The organism is Collimonas fungivorans Ter331 (assembly GCF_000221045.1).
GTDB classification, from domain to species: Bacteria; Pseudomonadota; Gammaproteobacteria; order Burkholderiales; family Burkholderiaceae_D; genus Collimonas; species Collimonas fungivorans_A.
This window is the reverse complement of the sequence record NC_015856.1, coordinates 3,014,848-3,035,137: the sequence shown is the minus strand read 5'-3', so window position 1 is coordinate 3,035,137 and position 20,290 is coordinate 3,014,848. Positions and strand designations below refer to the sequence as shown.

Annotated in this window: 20 protein-coding genes; 11 read left to right on the top strand and 9 right to left on the bottom strand. The window is 58.0% G+C overall.

Translation table 11 applies throughout. The features are described from left to right. Positions 1 to 25: 25 nt before the first annotated feature. The 4 genes from CFU_RS13170 to CFU_RS13160 are packed head-to-tail and all read right to left on the bottom strand — an operon-like array spanning position 26 to position 3,297. Complete coding sequence (locus CFU_RS13170) at positions 26 to 1,489, bottom strand: radical SAM protein (RefSeq protein ID WP_014006534.1); 1,464 nt, start codon at positions 1,487 to 1,489, stop codon at positions 26 to 28. Then, entirely contained in the window at positions 1,486 to 2,253 is a 768-nt protein-coding gene (locus CFU_RS24500; RefSeq protein WP_190275152.1) for a tetratricopeptide repeat protein, read from the bottom strand. Before CFU_RS24500 ends, CFU_RS13170 begins: the two co-directional genes overlap by 4 nt. Positions 2,254 to 2,284: 31 nt before the next feature. Further along, entirely contained in the window at positions 2,285 to 3,052 is a 768-nt protein-coding gene (locus tag CFU_RS13165) for a prolipoprotein diacylglyceryl transferase (RefSeq protein WP_041741989.1), read from the bottom strand. Continuing rightward, entirely contained in the window at positions 3,052 to 3,297 is a 246-nt protein-coding gene (locus tag CFU_RS13160) for a hypothetical protein (RefSeq protein WP_041741987.1), read from the bottom strand. The genes CFU_RS13165 and CFU_RS13160 overlap by 1 nt, the downstream gene beginning before the upstream one ends. Before the next feature lie 341 nt (positions 3,298 to 3,638). Here CFU_RS13160 and CFU_RS13155 point away from each other — a divergent pair, with 341 nt between their 5' ends. Beyond that, complete coding sequence (locus tag CFU_RS13155) at positions 3,639 to 4,091, top strand: glycine zipper 2TM domain-containing protein (protein ID WP_041741985.1); 453 nt, start codon at positions 3,639 to 3,641, stop codon at positions 4,089 to 4,091. An 81-nt stretch (positions 4,092 to 4,172) separates the two neighbouring features. Here the strand turns inward: CFU_RS13155 and CFU_RS13150 are convergent, their stop codons facing one another. Beyond that, complete coding sequence (locus tag CFU_RS13150; protein WP_041743449.1) at positions 4,173 to 4,766, bottom strand: XRE family transcriptional regulator; 594 nt, start codon at positions 4,764 to 4,766, stop codon at positions 4,173 to 4,175. A gap of 92 nt (positions 4,767 to 4,858) precedes the next feature. On the opposite strand from CFU_RS13150, the gene kbl reads away from it, so the two are divergent. From kbl to CFU_RS13130, 4 genes are all read left to right on the top strand, one after another. After that, complete coding sequence (gene kbl / locus CFU_RS13145) at positions 4,859 to 6,082, top strand: glycine C-acetyltransferase (RefSeq protein ID WP_014006531.1); 1,224 nt, start codon at positions 4,859 to 4,861, stop codon at positions 6,080 to 6,082. 24 nt (positions 6,083 to 6,106) lie between these two features. Next, positions 6,107 to 7,072 carry an NAD-dependent epimerase/dehydratase family protein gene (locus CFU_RS13140; RefSeq protein WP_041741983.1) on the top strand — a complete coding sequence of 322 codons (966 nt, stop codon included), beginning with the start codon at positions 6,107 to 6,109 and terminating at the stop codon, positions 7,070 to 7,072. A 241-nt stretch (positions 7,073 to 7,313) separates the two neighbouring features. Then, positions 7,314 to 7,532: a FitA-like ribbon-helix-helix domain-containing protein gene (locus tag CFU_RS13135; protein ID WP_041741982.1), complete on the top strand. Its 219-nt coding sequence runs from the start codon at positions 7,314 to 7,316 to the stop codon at positions 7,530 to 7,532. Then, a complete protein-coding gene (locus CFU_RS13130; protein WP_014006528.1) occupies positions 7,533 to 7,970 on the top strand; it encodes a type II toxin-antitoxin system VapC family toxin in 438 nt (145 codons plus the stop codon). Between the two features lie 37 nt (positions 7,971 to 8,007). Here the strand turns inward: CFU_RS13130 and CFU_RS13125 are convergent, their stop codons facing one another. Beyond that, entirely contained in the window at positions 8,008 to 9,003 is a 996-nt protein-coding gene (locus CFU_RS13125) for a hypothetical protein (RefSeq protein WP_014006527.1), read from the bottom strand. Next, positions 9,000 to 9,599, bottom strand: coding sequence for a sigma-70 family RNA polymerase sigma factor (locus tag CFU_RS13120; protein ID WP_014006526.1), 600 nt, complete (start codon positions 9,597 to 9,599; stop codon positions 9,000 to 9,002). Before CFU_RS13120 ends, CFU_RS13125 begins: the two co-directional genes overlap by 4 nt. 199 nt (positions 9,600 to 9,798) lie before the next feature. Between CFU_RS13120 and CFU_RS13115 the strand changes: the two genes are divergently transcribed. After that, complete coding sequence (locus tag CFU_RS13115) at positions 9,799 to 12,669, top strand: VIT domain-containing protein (RefSeq protein ID WP_014006525.1); 2,871 nt, start codon at positions 9,799 to 9,801, stop codon at positions 12,667 to 12,669. Positions 12,670 to 12,755: 86 nt separating this feature from the next. Here CFU_RS13115 and htpG read toward each other — a convergent pair whose 3' ends face one another. Both htpG and CFU_RS13105 read right to left on the bottom strand, forming a co-directional pair. Next, positions 12,756 to 14,681: a molecular chaperone HtpG gene (htpG, locus tag CFU_RS13110; protein WP_041741978.1), complete on the bottom strand. Its 1,926-nt coding sequence runs from the start codon at positions 14,679 to 14,681 to the stop codon at positions 12,756 to 12,758. A gap of 166 nt (positions 14,682 to 14,847) precedes the next feature. After that, complete coding sequence (locus CFU_RS13105) at positions 14,848 to 16,314, bottom strand: PLP-dependent aminotransferase family protein (RefSeq protein ID WP_014006523.1); 1,467 nt, start codon at positions 16,312 to 16,314, stop codon at positions 14,848 to 14,850. A gap of 137 nt (positions 16,315 to 16,451) precedes the next feature. On the opposite strand from CFU_RS13105, the gene CFU_RS13100 reads away from it, so the two are divergent. The 5 genes from CFU_RS13100 to CFU_RS13080 all read left to right on the top strand — a co-directional run bounded on the left by CFU_RS13100 (position 16,452) and on the right by CFU_RS13080 (position 20,250). Then, positions 16,452 to 16,778: a DUF2917 domain-containing protein gene (locus CFU_RS13100; RefSeq protein ID WP_041741974.1), complete on the top strand. Its 327-nt coding sequence runs from the start codon at positions 16,452 to 16,454 to the stop codon at positions 16,776 to 16,778. Then, positions 16,778 to 17,371 carry a LysE family translocator gene (locus CFU_RS13095; protein WP_041743447.1) on the top strand — a complete coding sequence of 198 codons (594 nt, stop codon included), beginning with the start codon at positions 16,778 to 16,780 and terminating at the stop codon, positions 17,369 to 17,371. The genes CFU_RS13100 and CFU_RS13095 overlap by 1 nt, the downstream gene beginning before the upstream one ends. Before the next feature lie 17 nt (positions 17,372 to 17,388). Then, entirely contained in the window at positions 17,389 to 18,267 is an 879-nt protein-coding gene (locus CFU_RS13090) for a DMT family transporter (RefSeq protein ID WP_050808582.1), read from the top strand. Between the two features lie 174 nt (positions 18,268 to 18,441). Beyond that, a complete protein-coding gene (locus CFU_RS13085; RefSeq protein ID WP_041741972.1) occupies positions 18,442 to 18,900 on the top strand; it encodes a RidA family protein in 459 nt (152 codons plus the stop codon). 156 nt (positions 18,901 to 19,056) lie between these two features. Continuing rightward, positions 19,057 to 20,250 (top strand): PLP-dependent aminotransferase family protein, encoded by a 1,194-nt coding sequence (locus CFU_RS13080; RefSeq protein ID WP_014006518.1) that lies wholly within the window; start codon positions 19,057 to 19,059, stop codon positions 20,248 to 20,250. Positions 20,251 to 20,290: the final 40 nt, after the last annotated feature.

The window sequence follows — 20,290 nt, the reverse complement described above, 5'->3', positions numbered from 1 at the left end:
TGAAGGCGTCCGACCGTGGTCCTAGCTACAACAGTTTGATCGGGATGCGGTTGGGATCGTGTCTGGCGGTGGTTTGTTGCGCAATGCTTTGGCGAATGTCCGTAAGTCGTTTGTCATCGCGATAGAGCAGGTTGTAACTTTCAAATGGAATCATTTTTCCATCAGCTTGGGCAAAATGTATGCAGGATTTTTTCAAGGCGCGAACATCCAAAGAATAGGCGTCCATAAACTGCACAATCAGTACCCGAAAAACATTGTCGTATCGCAGCGTCTGCGGCGCAGAAATCAAAGGCAGGCAGCACATTAATTCAGAAAGACAGTTGGCTTGTGATTCCGGCGAATGGTTAGTCGAAAATAGTTTAAATATCTGGTCTTTCATATTCTTTTTGAGCGCATCGTCGCGCTCAAAAACTATCGTGTTGCCACTGCCTTCCACTAACGATTGCGGATCAAGATATCGGGTAAGCGGGACAGTTTTTTCGTCGGTTTTGAGAGCGTAAGCCATTGCCAGAGTATCGGGGTTGCAAGGCACCGGGACGATATCTTGCAAGGTGAATACACTGGTTTGCTCGGCGATCTTGCGACGTATTTCAGAAACGGTCAGGCGATGCAGGCGAGGATCGTAATTTTCAACACGACCAGCATCTTGAATCGGCTGCAATGTGACGCCGCGAACACACGGTTGTGTCAAGGCGAAATCGATAATGGCGCCAATCTCATCATCATTCAAACCTTTTTTCAGCGTTACCACCAAAGTGGTGGACAAGCCAGCTGCATTCAGATTTTTCAATGCTTGTAGCCGGATGCGGCTTAAATCAGCGCCGCGTAATACCTTATGCACCTCTGCACGCATGGAATCGAATTGCAAATACACTTCTATTCCTGGCGCATAGCCTGCCAAGCGTTGCACAAACTCAGGATCTTGCGCCAATACGATGCCATTGGTGTTAACCATCACATGTTTGATCGGACGCGCTTTGGCAGCATCGAGAATTTCCCAGAATTGCGGATGTAAAGTGGGCTCGCCGCCGGACAATTGCATGACATCAGCCTCGCCTTCATTGGCCACAACAGCGTCAAGCATCTTGATGACGTCCGCCAAGGGTTTATGCTGTTCTCGATGCGTACCGCTTTCTGCATAACAAACGGGGCAATTTAGATTGCAGTTGTCGGTAATCTCGACAATGGATAAGCAAGAGTGCTGCATGTGGTCTGGACACAGGCCGCAATCATAGGGGCAGCCGTATTCCATTTTAGTGTTAAACGTTTGCGGCATTTCCGGATGTTTGACGAACACTTCGCGGCACAAACGATAATATTCGACGTCATCGCTAACCAGCACGCGTTCGCTGCCGTGCGCAGTACACCACTTATCCATGTAGACAAGATCATCTTTAAAGATGATCTTGGCTTCAACCGGATGCAGGCAGGTAGAGCAGACTGAAGTAGTCGTATCGTAAAAAAGGTAGGGGCGGATTTTACGCGTCATCGTTGTCTCGGGTTAGGCGGTGCGGGATATTGTTGTCTTGATTCGATGGCAGCTTGGCGTAGCAATGCCATTCTTTCTTGTGCCGCTTGTATGTCTGCCTGAGACATGGATGCCTGCAGTTTGGTGAGCGTGTCGCTGACCGGTTGCATCAAGAGAAAAGATAGGGTTTTAATTTTAGCCGCTGTGTCGGGTGTTTTTGAAATTTCAAATTTGTATCTAATCGCGGCGTCGAATGGATATCCGCAGTCTAAAATGCTGCGCGCAAGCCAAAGGTCTGCTTGCTGTATGTCTTGCCCGATAATCCCGCCATTGCGATATATTTCACTAACGTCAAACGCAGAAAAGCGATTAAAAAACACCGGTGAAGGGCTGCAAGAACGTGTAGACGATCGTTTTAATAACTCGACTCCGCGCAGGGGATCCAGGGGCAATTGTTCTGCGCGGAGAGGCCTGGCGTTGGCCTGTCGGTTGGAGCCGTTGAGTAAAAGCCAGCCTAAGCCATATTCCGCAGGACTATATTGTTTGGCAGCGGCTTGTTCGAGTAAAGTGATACCAGTGGAGATATCTCTTTCCAGGCTTGGAGAACCGTTTATATATTCCATTCCAAGTTGTGTCATGGCCTCCAGATCGCCGCGACTGGCTGCTACTTTGTACCCTTCAATTCTTTTTCTCTGCATTTCTGCATTCGCACGCTCTGCATTTTTTTGTTGCACGCTGTTGACGATCGAGGCAGTGATACAACCCGTACCACCAATCAAGCTCAAACTCACTATCAGTAACGCTGCACGTGATCGATCACGGGAAAAGAGGCGCATTTTTTTTAAAATTCAAAAATTGTTTGATTACAAATGGGAGATAGCACAGTAAAGCCAATAAACATATGATCTGTATGCCGCTAAGGCCACCGGCATATTCATAAGGAATCGGTTTGATGCCATCGATGAGTAAGCGCCACAGTAAATAGCCTGATAGATAAAACTTGAAGAGAAGGCCCGGGCTTTCGCGCCAGCGTTTTTGAAAAAATAGAATGGCGCCACCCCAAATTAATACAAAGAGAATGTCATACAGTTGCGTGGGGTGACGAAAAATGCCGTCGCCAAAGTCGACACCCCAAGGCATGTGGGTGGCTACGCCATAAGTGCCGTCGTGCAGTCCCGCCAGAAAACAACCGACGCGCCCGACGGCGGTGCCTAGCATCAATGGCAAGACAAATTTGTCGCCCGTGGAGCGTTGAGAGCGAATCAGTTTTTTTGCAATCTCTACGCCACACAACCCGCCGAGCAAACCACCGACGATAGATTGTCCCGACATCCAGAGATTGAAGTCTAAAGAAGACGATGCCCATAACTGGGGAAACTCCATCCAGAACACCAACTTGTTTCCGATCGCTGCGCCGAGTATGCAGCCGATGATGATGGCGTATTGTCCCGGTTCCAAGATGCCGGGGAGGCCTTGGCGGGCACGTTGCCAGCGATATAGCTGGACGCCGGAGGCGATGGCTGCCCATTCAAAAAACAGATGGATGAGGTGTGCAGTCGAGCTGGAAAAGACAACTGCTTTCATTATTTGGATTCGTCTTGATCTGGCTGCATCGCTACATCTGGTTTTTTTGCAATGCGATATATAACGAAGCCGAGCGCGATACTAATTCCTACTCCTGCGCACCCAAGAAGAAAAATGGACGACAGGCCATCCCCAGCGGTTTTGTAGCTACTGCCAGACACAATCCCTAGAAAGCCACAGAGCCCAAAGCCGACCATCAGTACTAAAAAAAACATGATGCTTAGGGCTTTGAACAGCGTTTTCATGGGAGCCTTGCTGGGATTGAATTTGGCAGCGAAGATTGATTATATAGTTTTTAGTTGCCATTAAGTAATTTTTTTGTGCGGTTTCATGGGAATGATTTTATTGTTGAACCTGAATTAATACGCTGATTTTCTCGATCCCAATCGGGGCAATTTGGGCAAAATCCCAGTTGCTTGTAAAAAATTGATAAAATGAGCAGAATTGGCGAAAACCTGATCCATTGATTCACTGTCCAACGCTGCAAGTAACGGCGCCGTGCCCGGGCAACCCCTCTGTCGGTGCGCTTTGCGGGTCATGCGGCAATTTTTTGTGTAAGAGCAATTTATAGATGGAGTTATCGAGAATGAAGAACCTGATCGTAGTCGCGGCCCTGGTGGCCTTGGGCGGTTGCGCTGTAACGCCGAATTCGGCAAACGTATATACCAGCCACCAAGCCCAGGGCGAGCAATCGGTGCGCATGGCGGTGGTTGATTCGGTGCGTCCGGTCACCATCGACAAGAACAACGGCGGCAGCGCCGGCACCTTGGCTGGCGGCGCGCTTGGCGCGGTTGGCGCCGGTTCGCTGATCGGTAAAGGCAACGGATCGATTGCGGCCGGCGTAGTCGGCGCAGTGCTCGGCGGGATTGCCGGCAACCAGGTGGAAAACAACCTGAACCAGCGTCCAGGCCTGGAAATCACCGTGCGCCTGAGCAACGGCGAATTGCGCGCCATTACCCAGGATGCGGACGAGCGTTTCAACGTCGGCGACCGTGTGCGTTTGCTGTCTTCCGGCGGCGTTACCCGGGTAACCCACTAAGCCCGGATCAAGCGGCTGTAAAGTCAAAAAGGCTGGAAGACATGATTGTCTTCCAGCCTTTTTTATTGTGCGGAGGGCTGGTTACTGGCCGCCGTTATGGATCACCACCAGCAGGGCGGTGGCGGCATTCTTGCCGACATTCTTGATGTAGTGGGGGCGGTCCGCCGCATAACGTGCGGTTTCGCCGACCTTGATCTTGGTGACGTTGCTGCCGCTCTGGACTTCCAGCATGCCGGACAAGACCGTCAGGTGTTCGCGCGAAGCCGGTTCGTGCGCCTCAGAGTCGAGGCAGCCGCCGGGTTCCAGCGACAGTTCATACCATTCGAACTGGCCGGCCAGTTCGATCGGCCCCAGGATGCGCAGCACGCAATGGCCGTCGCGCGAACGCAGCGAAGGCGTGGCGTGGCTGGGCAAGGTTTCAATCGAGGCCGGCACCGGCTGGTTGCCGTCCACCAGCAGCGAGATCGGCACGCCGAGGGCGTTGGCCAGGCGCCACACCACGGCAACCGTGGGATTGGCCTGGTTGCGCTCGATTTGCGATAGCATGGACTTGGAGACGCCGGCGCGTTTCGATAATGCATCCAGCGAGAGCCCGTCGGCCTGGCGCAGCTTGACCAAGGTATCGCCGACCTTGGGCGGTGCATCCTCCAAATTTTTTCCTGAATTGCTGCTCATCTGGTTGACAACCTCGTTTTTGTGCATTATCGTGGAATTCTTGTTCGATATATCGAATTGAAGCAATATATTATATAAGATCGAGGCAGACAATGACACAAGACATCACTACCCAGGCTGGCGCTCCCGGTTTCTACGGCCACCTGCGCGACGAGCTGGCCGGGATCCAGGCCGCCGGCCTGCTGAAAAGCGAGCGCCTGATCCTTGGCCCGCAGGGCGGCACGATCAATACCGCCAATGGCGAATTGATCAACCTGTGCGCCAACAACTATCTCGGATTGTCTTCGCACCCGGCCTTGATCAAGGCCGCCCACGCGGCGCTGGACAGCCACGGTTTCGGCCTGAGTTCGGTGCGTTTCATCTGCGGCACGCAAGATATCCATCGCGAACTGGAACAGCGCCTGGCGCAGTTCCTCGGCACTGAAGACTGCATCCTGTACGCCGCCGCGTTCGACGCCAACGGCGGCCTGTTCGAGCCCTTGCTGGGCGAGCAGGACGCGATCATCAGCGATGCGCTCAACCACGCTTCGATCATCGACGGCGTCCGCCTGTGCAAGGCGAAACGCTATCGTTACGCCCACAACGACATGGAAGACCTGGAGCGCTGCCTGAAACAGGCCAAGGCCGACAACGCCCGTTTTTCCATGGTGTTTACCGACGGCGTGTTTTCGATGGACGGCACCGTGGCGCAGCTCGATGTGATCCGCCAGCTGTGCGACAAGTACGGCGCCTTGCTTGGCGTCGACGACTGCCACGCCACCGGTTTCATGGGCGCGCGCGGACGCGGCACGCATGAAGCGCGCGGCATCTTCGGCAAGGTCGACGTGATTACCGGCACCCTCGGCAAAGCCCTGGGCGGCGCCAGCGGCGGTTTCACCGCCGGCCGGCGCGAAGTGATCGACCTGCTGCGGCAACGCTCCAGGCCCTACCTGTTTTCGAACACACTGATGCCGGCGATCGTCGGTGCTTCGATCGAAGCGCTCAACCTGCTGGAAGCATCCACCGAATTGCGCGACCGCCTGGAACGCAACACCGTCTATTTCCGCCAGGCCATCACGGAAGCCGGTTTCGAGATCAAGCCGGGGACCCACCCGATCGTGCCGCTGATGGTGTACGACGCCGTCGTCGCGCAAAACCTGTCGCGCCGCCTGTATGAGCTGGGCGTCTATGCAGTCGGCTTCTTTTATCCGGTGGTGCCGCAAGGACAGGCACGGATCCGGGTGCAGATGTCGGCGGTCCATGACGAAGCAACATTGCAGCGCGCCGTGGGCATTTTCCGGCAAGCCGGCGAAGAGCTGGGCCTGGTGAAGAACTGAAGATAAGAATTGAAGAGACAAGCGATGAAAAAAATATTGGTAATCGGCGCCAACGGCCAGATCGGCACCGAACTGACGACCGCACTGGTCAAACTGCATGGCGCACAACAGGTGGTTGCGAGCGATATACAGGCGCTGGGCCGGCACCAGGAACTGGCTTACGAAAAACTGGACGTGACCGACGCCAAACGCTTGGCCGAAGTAGTGCAGCAACACGACATCGGTGAAATCTATCATCTGGCGGCCGCCTTGTCGGCCAAAGGCGAAGAGCATCCGGAGTGGGCCTGGAACCTGAACATGACCGGCTTGCTGAACGTGCTGGAAGTGGCGCGCCAGGCCAAGCTGTCGAAAGTGTTCTGGCCCAGCTCGATCGCCGCCTTCGGCCCGTCGACTCCGCGCGACAATGCGCCGCAGGTCGGCGCCATGGATCCCAAGACCGTCTACGGCATCTCCAAGCTGGCGGGCGAGCACTGGTGCAGCTGGTATGCGGAAAAATACGGCATGGATATCCGCAGCCTGCGTTATCCGGGCCTGATCAGCTACTCGGCGGAACCCGGCGGCGGCACGACCGACTACGCCATCCAGGCCTTGTTTTCGGCGGCTGACGGCAGCGCCTTCACCAGTTTCCTGGGCGAAGAGAGCACATTGCCGATGATGTACATGCCGGATGCCGTGCGCGCTACCATCGAACTGATGAGCGCACCGAAAGAGAACCTCAAGACCGCCGGTTCATACAATCTGGCGGCATGGAGCTTTTCGCCGCGCGAGCTGGTATGCGTCATCCAGCAGCGTGTGCCAGCTTTCCAGGCCGCTTACAAGCCGGATTTCCGCCAGGCGATCGCCGATGCATGGCCGCGTTCGATTGACGATTCCAGTGCGCGGGCAGAGTGGGCATGGCGTCCTGCATACAGCTTGAGCGAGATGGTTGACGATATGTTGACGCATCTGGCCGGGCGCAAATCGCTCAGCCAGGAAAAGCAGGTTGCCTGAGGGCGGCAGCGCCGGGACGAGCGCTAAATAAAGCAATGCACATCAGCGAAGGGGCTGGAGACAACTTGTCTTCCAGCCCTTTTTTATAAGTATTCAACTAATTTTCCGGCTATAGCTGCATCAGTTGCCCTGAAAAAGCATATTCTTTTTAAAAAATCAACTAATGGCCGGAGAAGATGCTTGCATTGATTGCGGTAATTCGCTAAAGTGATAGCGTTGCAATCAATTGTGGGGAGCTGCGATGGCGACCAACCTGGTGGTTAGAAACGTGGAAGAAGAGCTTACTTTGGCACTCAAGCAGCAGGCTGCTGCGCACGGCCGCAGCGCCGAAGCCGAACACAGGGAAATCCTGCGGGCGGCGCTGCAGCGTCCGAAGCGGCGTTCGCTGGTGGAATTTTTATTGAGTATGCCGGATGTCGGAGAAGACAAGGACTTCGATGCGCGCAATGTTCAAGAGTAAATGCAAGAGTCAATTCAGGGGCAACGCGTGTATCTGCTAGATACCAATGTCATCAGCGAGTCCCGCAAAGGGAAAAAGGCCAATCTCGGAACGCAGGCGTTCTGGCGCTCGGTTGACCTCGATGCGATTTATCTGCCGGCGCAAAGCATAGGCGAAATACGCCGCGGTATTGAAATCGTCAAGCGCCGCGGCGATTCAGCACAGGCCAAAATGCTGGAGACATGGCTGCAGACGCTTACAACGGAATATGCGGATCGTATCCTGTCTTTTGACGACGGTTGTGCCCAGGTGTGGGGGTGTTTGATGTCCGCCGACAATCAACATCCGATCGATAAGCAAATTGCCGCGATCGCCTTGATCCATAGCATGACTGTCGTTACGCGTAACACCAGCGATTTTATCGGCACCGGGGTGAGCCTGGTAAATCCGTTTTCCTGAAGGTCTGGGGACTCGCTCTACATGGCTAGCTTCATCTCTATTTCTGCAATAATCTGATTTGCGCGCGCAATTTTTCCTGTACCGGATAATCGGGATAGGCATGTCTGAATTTCTCCCATTCTTCCAGCGCATCCTGGCGCAAGCCGGCCTTTAGCATTTCATCAATCACTGATAGCCACGCCTCGGCTCGTACGGGCGATTCTGGTTTGCCCGGCAGGGCGGCGGCCGGCGTCGATTCCGATTCCGCTGCTGTTGCGGCGGCGCCAGATGCTATCACTGGGGCAGGCGGGGGCGCTACTATGGGTGTCGGAGCAGGTGAGTACGCCGCCGCAGGATCGACAATCGCTGATGGCGGATTGGCCGCGAGCGAAGCCCGCGGCGCAATGATTACCCGGGCTCTTGACGGCAAATTTTCCGGACTTGCCAACTGCGCTGGCGAAACGGCATAGTTTTCGCTACCTGCAATAGGCGCTGGCGCCGGAGCAGGTGGGGCTTGCGTATCCCGGGCCTGGGCCAGCGACTTCGCTTCCGGTGTGGCTTTTGCCGCCGGCGGCGTGCTGCTGGCGGCAACTTTCTGACGCGCCAACTCCGGTTTTGCCTGGGCTTTCTTTTCAACCGGTTCCGCCGGCTTTACTGACGGCGTTGTCGCCGCTGCCGGCGCGGGAGATGACGGCGCCGGTTCGGCCTGCGGCATCGTATCGTAAGACTGTGTGGCCGGCTCTGTCTGCCACCGCAAAGTGGCCAGCACCGCCAGCACCATGCAAGCAGCCATGCCTAGCTGGGTTGGCCAGCGCATCAAGAAACGCGGTTTGGCCGGCTGGCCGGGTTTGCCGGACAAGGCGTCGTTGGCCGCTTGCTGCACCGGTGTTGCCGTTTTGAGCAAGATCTCGGCCTGCGCCAGGATGGCAGCGTCCAAGCCAGCCGAAGGCGAGGGCTGCGGTAGCCCTTGCAGTTGGCGCGCCAATTCGCCACGGCCTTGCAGAAAGGCCTCGAATTCGGCGTCGTCCAGCCGTTTGCTGTCTTCGGACGTCATGCCGCCTCCTTGCTGGAATCCAGGTCTGGTGTCAGTTGCTGCCGCAATTTGCGCATGGCATAGCGCAAGCGGCTCTTGATGGTCTCTTCCGGCGCGGCGACAATCAATGCGATCTCTGCCAAGCTCATGCCGTTAAATTGCTGCAAGATCAAAACCTCTTTCTGTTCTCCTGGCAGCAGCCGTATCGCTGCATGCAGCCTGGCGATGCGCTCCCGGTTTTCCAGCACAGTCTCGGGCGACAGAATTTCTTGCGCCGTTTCGGCCAGGTAATCGAACGCCGCTTGCTCGTCGTCTCCCTGGCCCATTTCGCTTGCCAGCAAGGTTTGCTGTTGGCGTAACAGGTCAATCAGGCGATTGCGCGCGATCTGGAACAGATATGTCCGGAACAGCGATTCCGGCTGATAGCGGGAGCGAGCCTGATGCAGGCCGGCCCAGCTGTCTTGCGCGATCTCGTCGACCCAGTCGCGGCGCGGCGAACGCCAGGCGATGAATCTGTACAGACCCTGGCTATGGCGCCGGTACAGCTCCCTGAATGCAGCCAGATCACCGTCGCGGTAACTGAGCATCAGCGATTCATCGGAGGGTTCGGCGGGCATGGTGGATCGGCGGCAGCTTCATTGCCCGGCAGGGCGGTAGCGCCGATTGTGACTTGTGCCGTGCAAGAAAGCAATAAGCCAATGAATGCTTGCCCGTAGCCATTTTTTCTTAGTAAATTTTTTTGCCGATTTAACCCCGTTTCAGAACCTGCCTCGTTTCATATCACAAGCCGGCGTATCGGCATAAACGGAGAATACTATGTTACGAGGCTTGTTAGCCGCACTATGGGCGCTGCTACTTCTACTTCCCGCGGCGCAGGCGCGGACGGTGATGCCGCCGCCGCTGATCATCGCTAGCGGGGCGGAACAACCGATTGTGCTGCAAAGCCTGCAGGTCAGCGGCGAGATCAGCGGCGGCATGGCGCAGACTACGGTGCAGATGGTGTTTTTCAATCCAAACCGGCGCTTGCTGGAGGGACAGCTGCAATTTCCTTTGCTCGATGGCCAGCAGATCGTCGGCTTTTCGCTGGATATCGAAGGGCGGCAGCGGCCTGCCGTGCCGGTTGAAAAAGCCAAGGGACGTCAGATATTCGAAGCAATCGAGCGGCGCCGGGTCGATCCGGGTTTGCTGGAAGCGACCCAGGGCAATAATTTCAAACTGCGGATCTATCCGATTCCAGCCAACGGTACGCGCACGGTGGAGATCAAGTACGTGGAGCCGCTGGCGCGCCAAGGCAAGAACTGGCAATACCGCTTGCCGCTGGCTTACGGCGACCGCATGCGCGATTTCGATCTGACGCTCAGTGTGCATGGCGCCATGGCCGCACCGCAGGCCAGCGGCAGCCTGGGCGCCATTGGCCTCGTGCGCACCGGTGAGCAGTACCAGATGCATGTCAATAAAAGCGGATTTGCCGCCAGCGGCATGCTCAATCTGCTGATACCTGCCGGCGAGAAGCCGCAGACTTACGCCCAGCTGCGCGATGACGGCACCTGGTTTGTCACTGAAATACCGGTGCCCGAGACGCGCATGGCGCGCAGCTTGCCCAAGGTGATCGGCTTGTTGTGGGATAGTTCGGGCTCCGGCGCGGCGCGCGATCACGATGCCGAATTTGCCGTTCTCGATCGTTATTTCAAGGCCGCCGGCAATGCAGAGGTGCGTCTGACCCGTTTGCGCGACAGGCAGGAGCCGGAACAGTCCTTCCATGTCGCCAGCGGCAACTGGAGCGCCTTGCGCCAGGCTTTGCAGAACACCTCCTACGATGGCGCCAGCGCCTTGGGCGAATGGAAGCAGGAAGCCGATGTCGGCGAATACCTGCTGGTGAGCGATGGCTTGAGCAATTACGGCAATGCGGCATTTCCCAAGCTTGCTGCGGGTCAGCGCCTGTACGCATTGAACTCGGCGCTGGCGGCCGATGCCAGCCTGCTGTCCGCCTGGGCGGAAAATACCGGCGGCCGCTTGATACAGGTTTCAGCACAAACCATAGCTGCGGCGACGCAAGCTTTGCTAAGCGAATCGACCCATGTGGAAACGCTGACGGCGGCCGGCGCCAGCGATTTGCAGATCGAATCGCATGACGCTAAAAACGGCATCCTGCGCATCGCCGGGCGGTTGCGCAATCCGGAAGCCCAGCTCACCCTGGTTATGCGGCAAAACGGCCGGCTGGCGACCATCACCGTTCCCGTTTCGGCAACGGCGCCGGCACATCCGTTGGCGGCCTATCTGTGGGCCGGCTATCGCTTGCATGAACTGGAAGCGAACCGTGACCTGCATCGCGCCGAAATCCGCCGCATCGGCCAGCAGTTCGGCCTGGCGACGGCCGAGACTTCGCTGATCGTGCTGGAGCGCCTGGACGACTATGTACGCTACGACGTTGCTCCGCCGGAGGAATACCAGATCGCATTCAAGCAATTGAAAGCGCTGCGCGAATCGGATGTCAGGCAAGCGCGCGATAAGCATCTGGAAACCGTGATTGAACAATTCCAGCGCAAGGCCGCATGGTGGGATAAAGATTTCCCTAAAGGCGCTGCGCCGCCGTCCAAGCCACCGGTGCAGGACGAGGCCCGATACGAAGGACGGCCGCACATCAACGCTGCCGCCTCGGTGATGCAAGCACCGTCTGCTCCGGCTCCCGCTATCAGCGCGCGGCAGAATTTTGAAGCGGGTTCGAATTATTCGGCAAAATCCAAGGTCGATTCGGATACCGCTTCGGCTGCGCCCGAGATCAGGATGGCGCTGAAAAAATGGAGTGCAACAGCGTCGTATATCGATCGTCTCAAATCGGCCACGGCGGAAACCGTGTACGCCATCTACCTCGACGAAAAGCCCGGCTACGCGAACAGCAGCGCTTTCTTGCTCGATGCCGCCGACATCCTGCTGGAAAAAGGGCAGCGCGACCTGGCGTTGCGCGTGCTGTCCAACCTGGCCGAGATGGACCTGGAAAACCGCGCGGTGCTGCGCATACTGGGCTACCGCCTGCTGCAAGCCGGCGCGCCGGAACTGGCAATACCGGTGTTCGAGAAGGTCAGGCGGCTGGCGGAAGAAGAACCGCAATCGTTCCGCGATCTCGGGCTGGCGTATGCCGCCAACAAGCAGTACCAGCAAGCCGTCGACCAGCTGTACGAAGTGGTGCTGCGCCCATGGGACGCCCGTTTCCCGGAAATCGAGACCATCGTGCTGGCAGAACTGAATGCGATTGTCGCCACCTCCGGCGTGCCGCTCGACACCAGCCGCATCGATCCGCGCCTGCTGAAGAACATGCCGCTCGATTTGCGGGTGATCATGACCTGGGATGCGGACAATGCCGACATGGATCTGTGGGTCACCGATCCGAACGGTGAAAAATGCTACTACGGCCATGCCTTGACTTACCAGGGTGGACGCCTGTCGCGCGATTTCACCCAGGGCTACGGACCGGAGGAATTTTCACTGCGCAAGGCCAAGCCGGGCAAGTACAAGATCGAAGCCAATTATTATGGCAACCGCCAGCAGGTGATTGCCGGCGCCACCACTTTGCAAGTCAAGCTGACTACCGGTTTCAGCAGCTCCCGGCAGAAAGAGCAGATGGTCACGCTGCGTCTGAAGGACAGACAGGAAACGGTGTTCGTCGGCGAATTCGAGGTGGCGCCGTAACTGCAGAAGAAAAGCCATAAAACAAAGGGCGAGGAGACATGAAGTCTCCCCGCCCTTTGTTTTCACCTCCGGGGAGGCGGCCTGCCTTATTTGCCCGTCATGCCCAACAGCATTTCATTGAGGCGCTTGACGAAACCGGCCGGGTCGGCCAGGGCGCCGCCTTCAGCAAGCAGAGCCTGGTCGAACAAGATGTGCGACCAGTCGCCGAACTTGGCTTCTTCGTACTTCAGGCGCTGCACCAGCGGATGGTCCGGATTGATTTCCAGGATAGGCTTGGAGTCCGGCGCTTCCTGGCCGGCGGCTTTCAGCATGCGCAGCAGGTTGCCCGACAACTCGTTCTCGTCAGCCACCAGGCAGGCCGGCGAATCGGTCAGGCGGAAAGTGACGCGCACATCCTTGGCCTTGTCGGCCAGCGCGCCCTTCATCTTCTCGACCAGGTCCTTGAACTGGGTTTCGGTTTCTTCATGCTGCTTTTTCTCGGCTTCGTCTTCCAGGGTGCCAAGATCGAGGCCGCCCTTGGCCACGGACGCCAGTTCCTTGCCCTCGAAATCCTGCAGGAAGGACAGCATCCATTCGTCGACGCGGTCAGTCAGCAGCAGCACTTCGACGCCTTTCTTGCGGAAGATTTCCAGATGCGGACTATTCTTGGCGGCGGCGAAAGTTTCACCGGTCGCGTAATAGATCTTGTCCTGGCCTTCTTTCATGCGGCCGATATAGTCGGCGAAGGAAACGGTCTGCGCCTCGCTGCCGTTGCCATCTGCGTTGCTGGTGGAAGCAAAACGCAGGAGCTTGGCGATTCTTTCCTTGTTGCTGGCGTCTTCGCCTATGCCTTCTTTCAGGACCTGGCCGAATTCCTTCCAGAAACTGGCGTACTTGTCCTTTTGCGCCTGGTCGTCGCTGTTCGCCAGTTCTTCCAGCAAGCCCAGCACGCGCTTGGTCGAGCCTTCGCGGATCACGCGCACGTCGCGCGATTCCTGCAGGATTTCGCGCGAAACGTTGAGCGGCAGGTCGCTGGAGTCGATCACGCCTTTGACAAAACGCAGGTAGACCGGCATCAGCTGTTCGGCATCGTCCATGATGAAGACGCGCTTGACGTACAGCTTGATGCCGCCGCGCTTGTTGCGGTCCCACAGGTCGAACGGGGCGCGGCTCGGTACGTACAGCAGCTGCGTGTATTCGCTGCGGCCTTCGACCCGGTTGTGGGTGTAGGTCAGCGGCGCTTCGAAATCATGCGAAACGTGTTTGTAGAATTCGACGTACTGCTCTTCCGTGATGTCGGACTTGTTGCGGGCCCACAGCGCGCTGGCCTGGTTGACGGTCTCGAATTCGTCCTTGACGACGGTTTCTTTCTTTTCTTCGTCCCATTCCTCTTTCTGCATCACGATCGGCAGCGAGATATGGTCGGAGTACTTGCGGATGATCGATTTCAGCTTCCAGGCCGACAGATACTCGTCTTCGCCTTCGCGCAGGTGCAGGGTGATGTCGGTGCCGCGCGACGGCTTGTCGATCGCTTCGATGCTGAAATCGCCGGCGCCTTCGGATTCCCAGCGCACGCCTTCGGTGGCGCTGGCGCCGGCGCGGCGGGTGTCGACCGTGATCTTGTCGGCGATGATGAAGGCGGAGTAGAAGCCGACGCCGAACTGGCCGATCAGGGCCGCATCTTTTTGCTGGTCGCCGGACAGTTTCGAGAAGAATTCCTTGGTGCCGGACTTGGCGATGGTGCCCAGGTGCGAGATGGCTTCATCGCGGCTCATGCCGATGCCGTTGTCCGAGATGGTGATGGTGCGCGCAGCCTTGTCGAAAGCGACCTTGATCTTCAGTTCCGGGTCGTTCTCGAACAGGGCGCCGTTGTTGATCGCTTCAAAGCGCAGCTTGTCGGCGGCATCGGATGCATTGGAAACCAGCTCGCGCAGGAAAATTTCCTTGTTTGAATACAGCGAGTGGATCATCAATTGCAGCAGCTGCTTTACTTCTGCCTGAAAACCAAGGGTTTGCTTTTCGGATACGGCCATTGTTTCCTCTGTATATAAACGTAAAAAATATTGTAAAAACGATAAAGGCGGCCTGCCTTGGTCCGCTTTCATCGCGTAAAGCCGAGTGTTGCCCAAAAAATGGGGAGTAATCCGGATTTTACAAGAGTCGACCAGAAGCGGATGGCGTGGCGTCTATTAAGTTTCCTTATTTGCCACATTCCTGTTCCAGGAAACGCCAGATCGCCGGATCCGACATCGCCGCCACATTGATCCGCATTCTTGAAGAGGGCAGCTGGCTGGGCGAGAACAGGGCGCCGGGCGCCAGCAAAAAACCCTCGGCCAGGGCTTTTTCCGCCATCACATTGGTGTCGTGGCCGGTGTCGGCCCACACAAAGATGCCGGCCGGGGTGCTGATGTCGACCGTCATGCCTATCCTTTCCATCTGCCTGATGGTGCGGTCGCGCACGCTGTCGAGCTTGTTGCGCAGGCGGTCGAGATGCTTGCGGTAGTGGCCTTCGGACAGGATTTTATAAACTACCCGCTCGCCGACTTCGGCGCTGGTCAGGTTGGTCAGCATCTTGCGGTCGGCAAAATGCTGCGCCAGTTCGAGCGAGGTGGCGATAAAGCCGGAGCGCAGGTTGGGCGACAGCGTCTTCGAAAAGCCGCCCATATAGATCACGCGGTTGAGCTGGTCGAGCGCGGCAATGCGGGTCGCCGGCTGGATTGCCGAGCCGGGATGCATGTCGCAATAGATATCGTCTTCGACAATCATGAAGTCGTGTTCCTCGGCCAGCTTGAGAATCTGGAATGCCTTGGCTGCCGACAGCGAGGTCGAGGTCGGATTGTGCAGCACCGAGACCAGCACATACAGCTTGGGCTTGTGCAGCGCCACCAGTTCCGCCAGCTTGGCCATGTCGGGGCCGTCTGCCAGGCGCGGCACGCCGACTACCTTGGCGCCCAGCGCGGCGAACGACGCGAACATCAGGAACCAGGACGGATCGTCCACCAGAATCACGTCGCCGGGCTGGGTAAAGTGGCGCGCCACCAAGTCCAGCGCTTGGGTGACGCCGGTGGTGGTGACGAATTGTTCCGGCGTGGCGGCGATTTCCAGTTCGGCCATCTTCAGCTGCAATTGCTGGCGCAGCGGCAGGAAGCCCTGCGGAATGCCGTAGGAGAGCAGTTGCGCCGGATTCTGCCGGCTGATGCTGCGCAGGGCATTGGCGATCAGGTCGGCATCCAGCCATTCGCTGGGAAACATGCCGGAGCCGGGCATTTTCTTGTTCGGCGCCTGCTGGTGCATATTGCGCACCAACCAGACTACGTCGATCAGTTGTGGCTGTTTGTCGCTGGCGGCATTGCTGCCGCGTTCCGCCAGCAGCGGCGAGCGCTCGCGCACGTAAAAACCCGAACCGCGGCGCGATTCCAGACAACCCTTGGCCACCAGCCGGTCATAGGCCTCCACCACCGTGAAACGCGACACGCTGTGGCTGTCGGCAAACTGGCGGATCGACGGCATGCGCGCGCCGCTGCGCAACAGGCGGTCGCTGATGCGGGATTCGATGCTGCGCACGATCTGCTCGACCAGCGAGGTATCGCTGTCGCGCGACAGCGGCTGTGGGGCGGATGGCAGCTGGCCGTTGCTCAGCTTGCGGGGAGGGACTGTGTTGGTCACTGTGCTGGATACTGTATTGGTGATTTGGCCGGGACAATGTCAGAAATTACTTGGTTAACTGTATTGGTACTGTATTGGTTTATTGGCTTAGCATAGACCTAAATCTCCAATGCTGCAAATCCGGAAGCGAGTGCGCCATGCAAACACTATTCAAGCAACAGTCCCATACCTTGTCGGGCGGCAGCGTGCTGTCCGGCGTGACCGAACAGCAAATGATCCTGAAAGTGGTCAGCGGGCGCGTCTGGGTGACTTTTGAAGGCCAGCCGGAAGACCACTGGCTGTGCGCCGGCCGTTCGCTGGCCTTGCTGCCGGGGCGCATGGTGGTGGTGCAAGCCGATCCGGGCAACAGCCGCATCAGCCTCAGCGGCTTGCCGCAGCGCCACCGTGGCAGGCCGGACATCCTGCGGGCGCTGCTGGCGCGCTTGCGCGGCCCTGGCTTCCACCCAGCCACCAGCGTGTCATGATGCTGGCTTCCTTACTGCCGCTCGCCGTGTTCGCCTTCGTGTCGTCGATCACGCCAGGCCCGAACAACATCATGCTGACTTCGTCCGGCATCATGTTCGGCTTCAACCGCACCATCCCGCACATGCTCGGCGTGACCTTCGGCTTCGGCATCATGCTGGTGCTGTGCGCGGCCGGCATCGGCAGCCTGGTGCTGGCCTTGCCGGCTAGCCATGTGATCCTGAAGACACTGGGTTCGGGCTACTTGCTGTATCTGGCATGGAATCTGCGCAACATGACGTTCAAATCGGAAGCCGGCGGCCACCGCAAGCCGATGACTTTTCTTGGCGCGTCGGTATTCCAGGCCGCCAACCCGAAAGCCTGGATCATGGCCATCACCAGCGCCTCGGCGTTCCTGCCGCCGCTGGAGCCGATCTGGCTGTCGATCGCCGTCTATTGCCTGGTGTTCAGCGTCATCAACCTGCCATGCGTGAGCGTCTGGGCCGGCGCCGGTTCGGTATTGCGGCGCTACCTGGCGCAGCCCCTGTGGCAGCGTGTGTTTTGTACAGTAATGGTGCTGCTGACGATCTATTCTGCAGTCTCGATCTGGCTTTGAATACAAGGACAAGCGGCATGACGGACGAATCCAAGGGCATGTGGCTGGGACTGGTCGGGGTGGCGGTGTTCAGCCTGACCTTGCCGTTTACCCGGATGGCGGTGGCGGAGCTGAATCCGGTGTTCGTGGCGTTGGGCCGGGCGGTGGTGGCTGCGCTGTGTTCCATGCTGCTGTTGTGGAAGCTGAAAGCCAAGCTGCCGACCGCCGCGCAATGGAAACCCTTGGCGCTGACGGCGCTGGGCGTAGTGGTCGGATTCCCCGTGTTTTCATCGGTGGCGATGCGTTATGTGCCGGCTGCGCACGGCGCCATCGTACTCGGCGTCCTGCCGCTGGCTACGGCCTTGTTCGGCGCCTTGCGCTTTGGCGAACGGCCCTCGGCCGGGTTCTGGATCGCCGCGGTGATCGGCAGCCTCATCGTTGTCGTTTTTGCATTGAGCCAGGGCGGTGGCGGTTTGCAGGCGGCTGACCTGGCCCTGCTGGCGGCAGTGCTGGCCGCCGCCATGGGTTACGCGGAAGGCGGGCGCCTGTCGCAAACCATGGGTGGGCAGCAGGTGATCGCCTGGGCGCTGCTGCTTTCCTTGCCGGTCCTGCTGCCGGTGACCGTCTGGCTGGGATGGCATTACGGCGTCAGCGCTTCGCCCAGGGCCTGGCTGGGATTTGCCTATGTGTCGGTATTTTCGATGTTTATCGGCTTCCTCTTTTGGTACAAGGGCCTGGCGCTGGGCGGCATCGCGCGAGTTGGTCAGGTGCAACTATTGCAACCTTTCCTGACCTTGCTGGGAGCGGCGCTGCTGCTGGGCGAGACCCTGCAGGCCGGCAACATGCTGTTTGCGCTGGCGGTGCTGGTGGTGGTGGCGTTCGGCCGCAAGATGGCGGTGCGGCGGCAAGCTGCGTAGACGGCAAACTTAGCTGCCCAAATACCAAGCTACATTTCGCAATTTGGGCGCTGGGGTGAGATAATCCCGTATTGGCCGGAATTTGGCGGGGCGCCAGCCGGCTGTATCCCATTTATCTCGTCATTGCTGCTGGCGCCAAAAGCGCGGGCAAATGATTTTTTTTCGGAGTGTCAGATGTCTGTATATGAAAAGTTGCAAGCCCTGAATATCACATTGCCTGCGGTGGCCGCGCCTGCCGCCGCCTATGTGATGTACGCCCAAAGCGGCAATACGGTTTACCTGTCCGGTCACTTGTCCAAGAAAGACGGCAAGATCTGGGTCGGCCAACTGGGCAAGGACACCACTACCGAAGAAGCCAAGCTGGCCGCGCGCGGCATCGCCATTGACCTGATCGCCACCCTGCAAGCAGCATGCGGCGGCGACCTGAAGCGCGTCAAGCGCGTCGTCAAGCTGATGAGCCTGGTCAATTCGACGCCTGATTTCACGGAGCAGCACCTGGTCACCAACGGCGCCTCCGAACTGATCGGCGAAGTATTCGGCGAGCAGGGCAAGCATGCCCGTTCCGCATTCGGCGTAGCACAGCTGCCGTTGGGCGCCTGCGTAGAAATTGAAATGATTGCTGAGCTGGAGTAACCCTCGCAGCGCAGCAGCGTAGTCCTGGCAGCGCCATCCGCTGCCAGCCCAGGAGACGGCAGATCATAAAAACCACAGGCTGTTGCTGTCCACGCCTGGCTTCGGCCGGCCGCTGGCCGACAGCCTCTCAGAACAAGATCACTTGAAGAGAATAGTATGAAAATCGAAAATCCAACCCCGCTGCAATGGCATTTTTCGCAGCGCGCGCAGAAACTGCAAAGTTCAGCCATCCGTGAAATCCTGAAGATCACCATGCGTCCGGAAATCATTTCCTTCGCCGGCGGCCTGCCTTCGCCTGCGACTTTCCCGGTCGAACAGTTGAAGGTGGCGTTCGACAAGATATTGTCGGAGCAAGGCAAGGTCGCCTTGCAATACGGTCCGACCGACGGTTACGGCCCGCTGCGCGAATGGGTCGCCAATTCCCTGTCGACCAACGGCGCCAAGATCATGGCGAACCAGGTCATGATGACTTCCGGTTCACAGCAGGGTCTGGATTTGCTGGGCAAGGTGCTGATCGATGAAGACAGCAAGGTGCTGGTGGAAACGCCAAGCTACCTGGGTGCTCTGCAAGCGTTTTCCTTGTACGGCCCTGAGTTTGTTTCAGTGCCCAGCGATGAGGGCGGCCTGATCCCGGAAACCGTAGCGACCCTGGGGCAGGGCGCGCGCATGCTGTATGCGCTGCCGAATTTCCAGAACCCTACCGGCCGCACCTTGTCGGTGGAGCGCCGCCAGGCGCTGGTCGATATCTGCGCACGGCTCGGCCTGCCGCTGATCGAGGACGATCCTTACGGCGCCCTCAGCTATCGCGCCGAACCGCTGCCGAAGATGCTGAGCATGAATCCGGGCGGGGTGATCTACATGGGATCCTTCTCCAAGATCCTGACGCCGGGAATCCGCCTGGGCTACGTGGTGGCGCCGCGGCCGCTGATCGAAAAGCTGGAGCAAGCCAAGCAGGCGACCGACCTGCACACCGCGCAGCTGACGCAGATGGTGGTGTACGAAACCATCAAGGACGGTTTCCTCGACCAGCATATCCCGACCATCCGCAAATTGTATTCGGACCAGTGCGACGCCATGCTGGATGCGCTCAAGACCTATTTCCCAAGCGGCACCAGCTGGACCAAGCCGGAAGGCGGCATGTTCATCTGGGTCACCTTGCCCAAGCACATCGACAGCACCAAGCTGCTGGCGGAAGCAGTGGAACAGCACGTGGCCTTCGTGCCGGGCGGTCCGTTCTACGGCAATACGCCGGAACAGCACACCCTGCGCCTGAGCTTCGTGACCGTGCCGCCGGCAAAAATACGCGAAGGGATCGAGAGGCTGGGCAAGCTGATTGCTTCGAAACTTTGATTTCCATCCAATAGTCTTCGCGCAGCTTACGCTGCAGAGA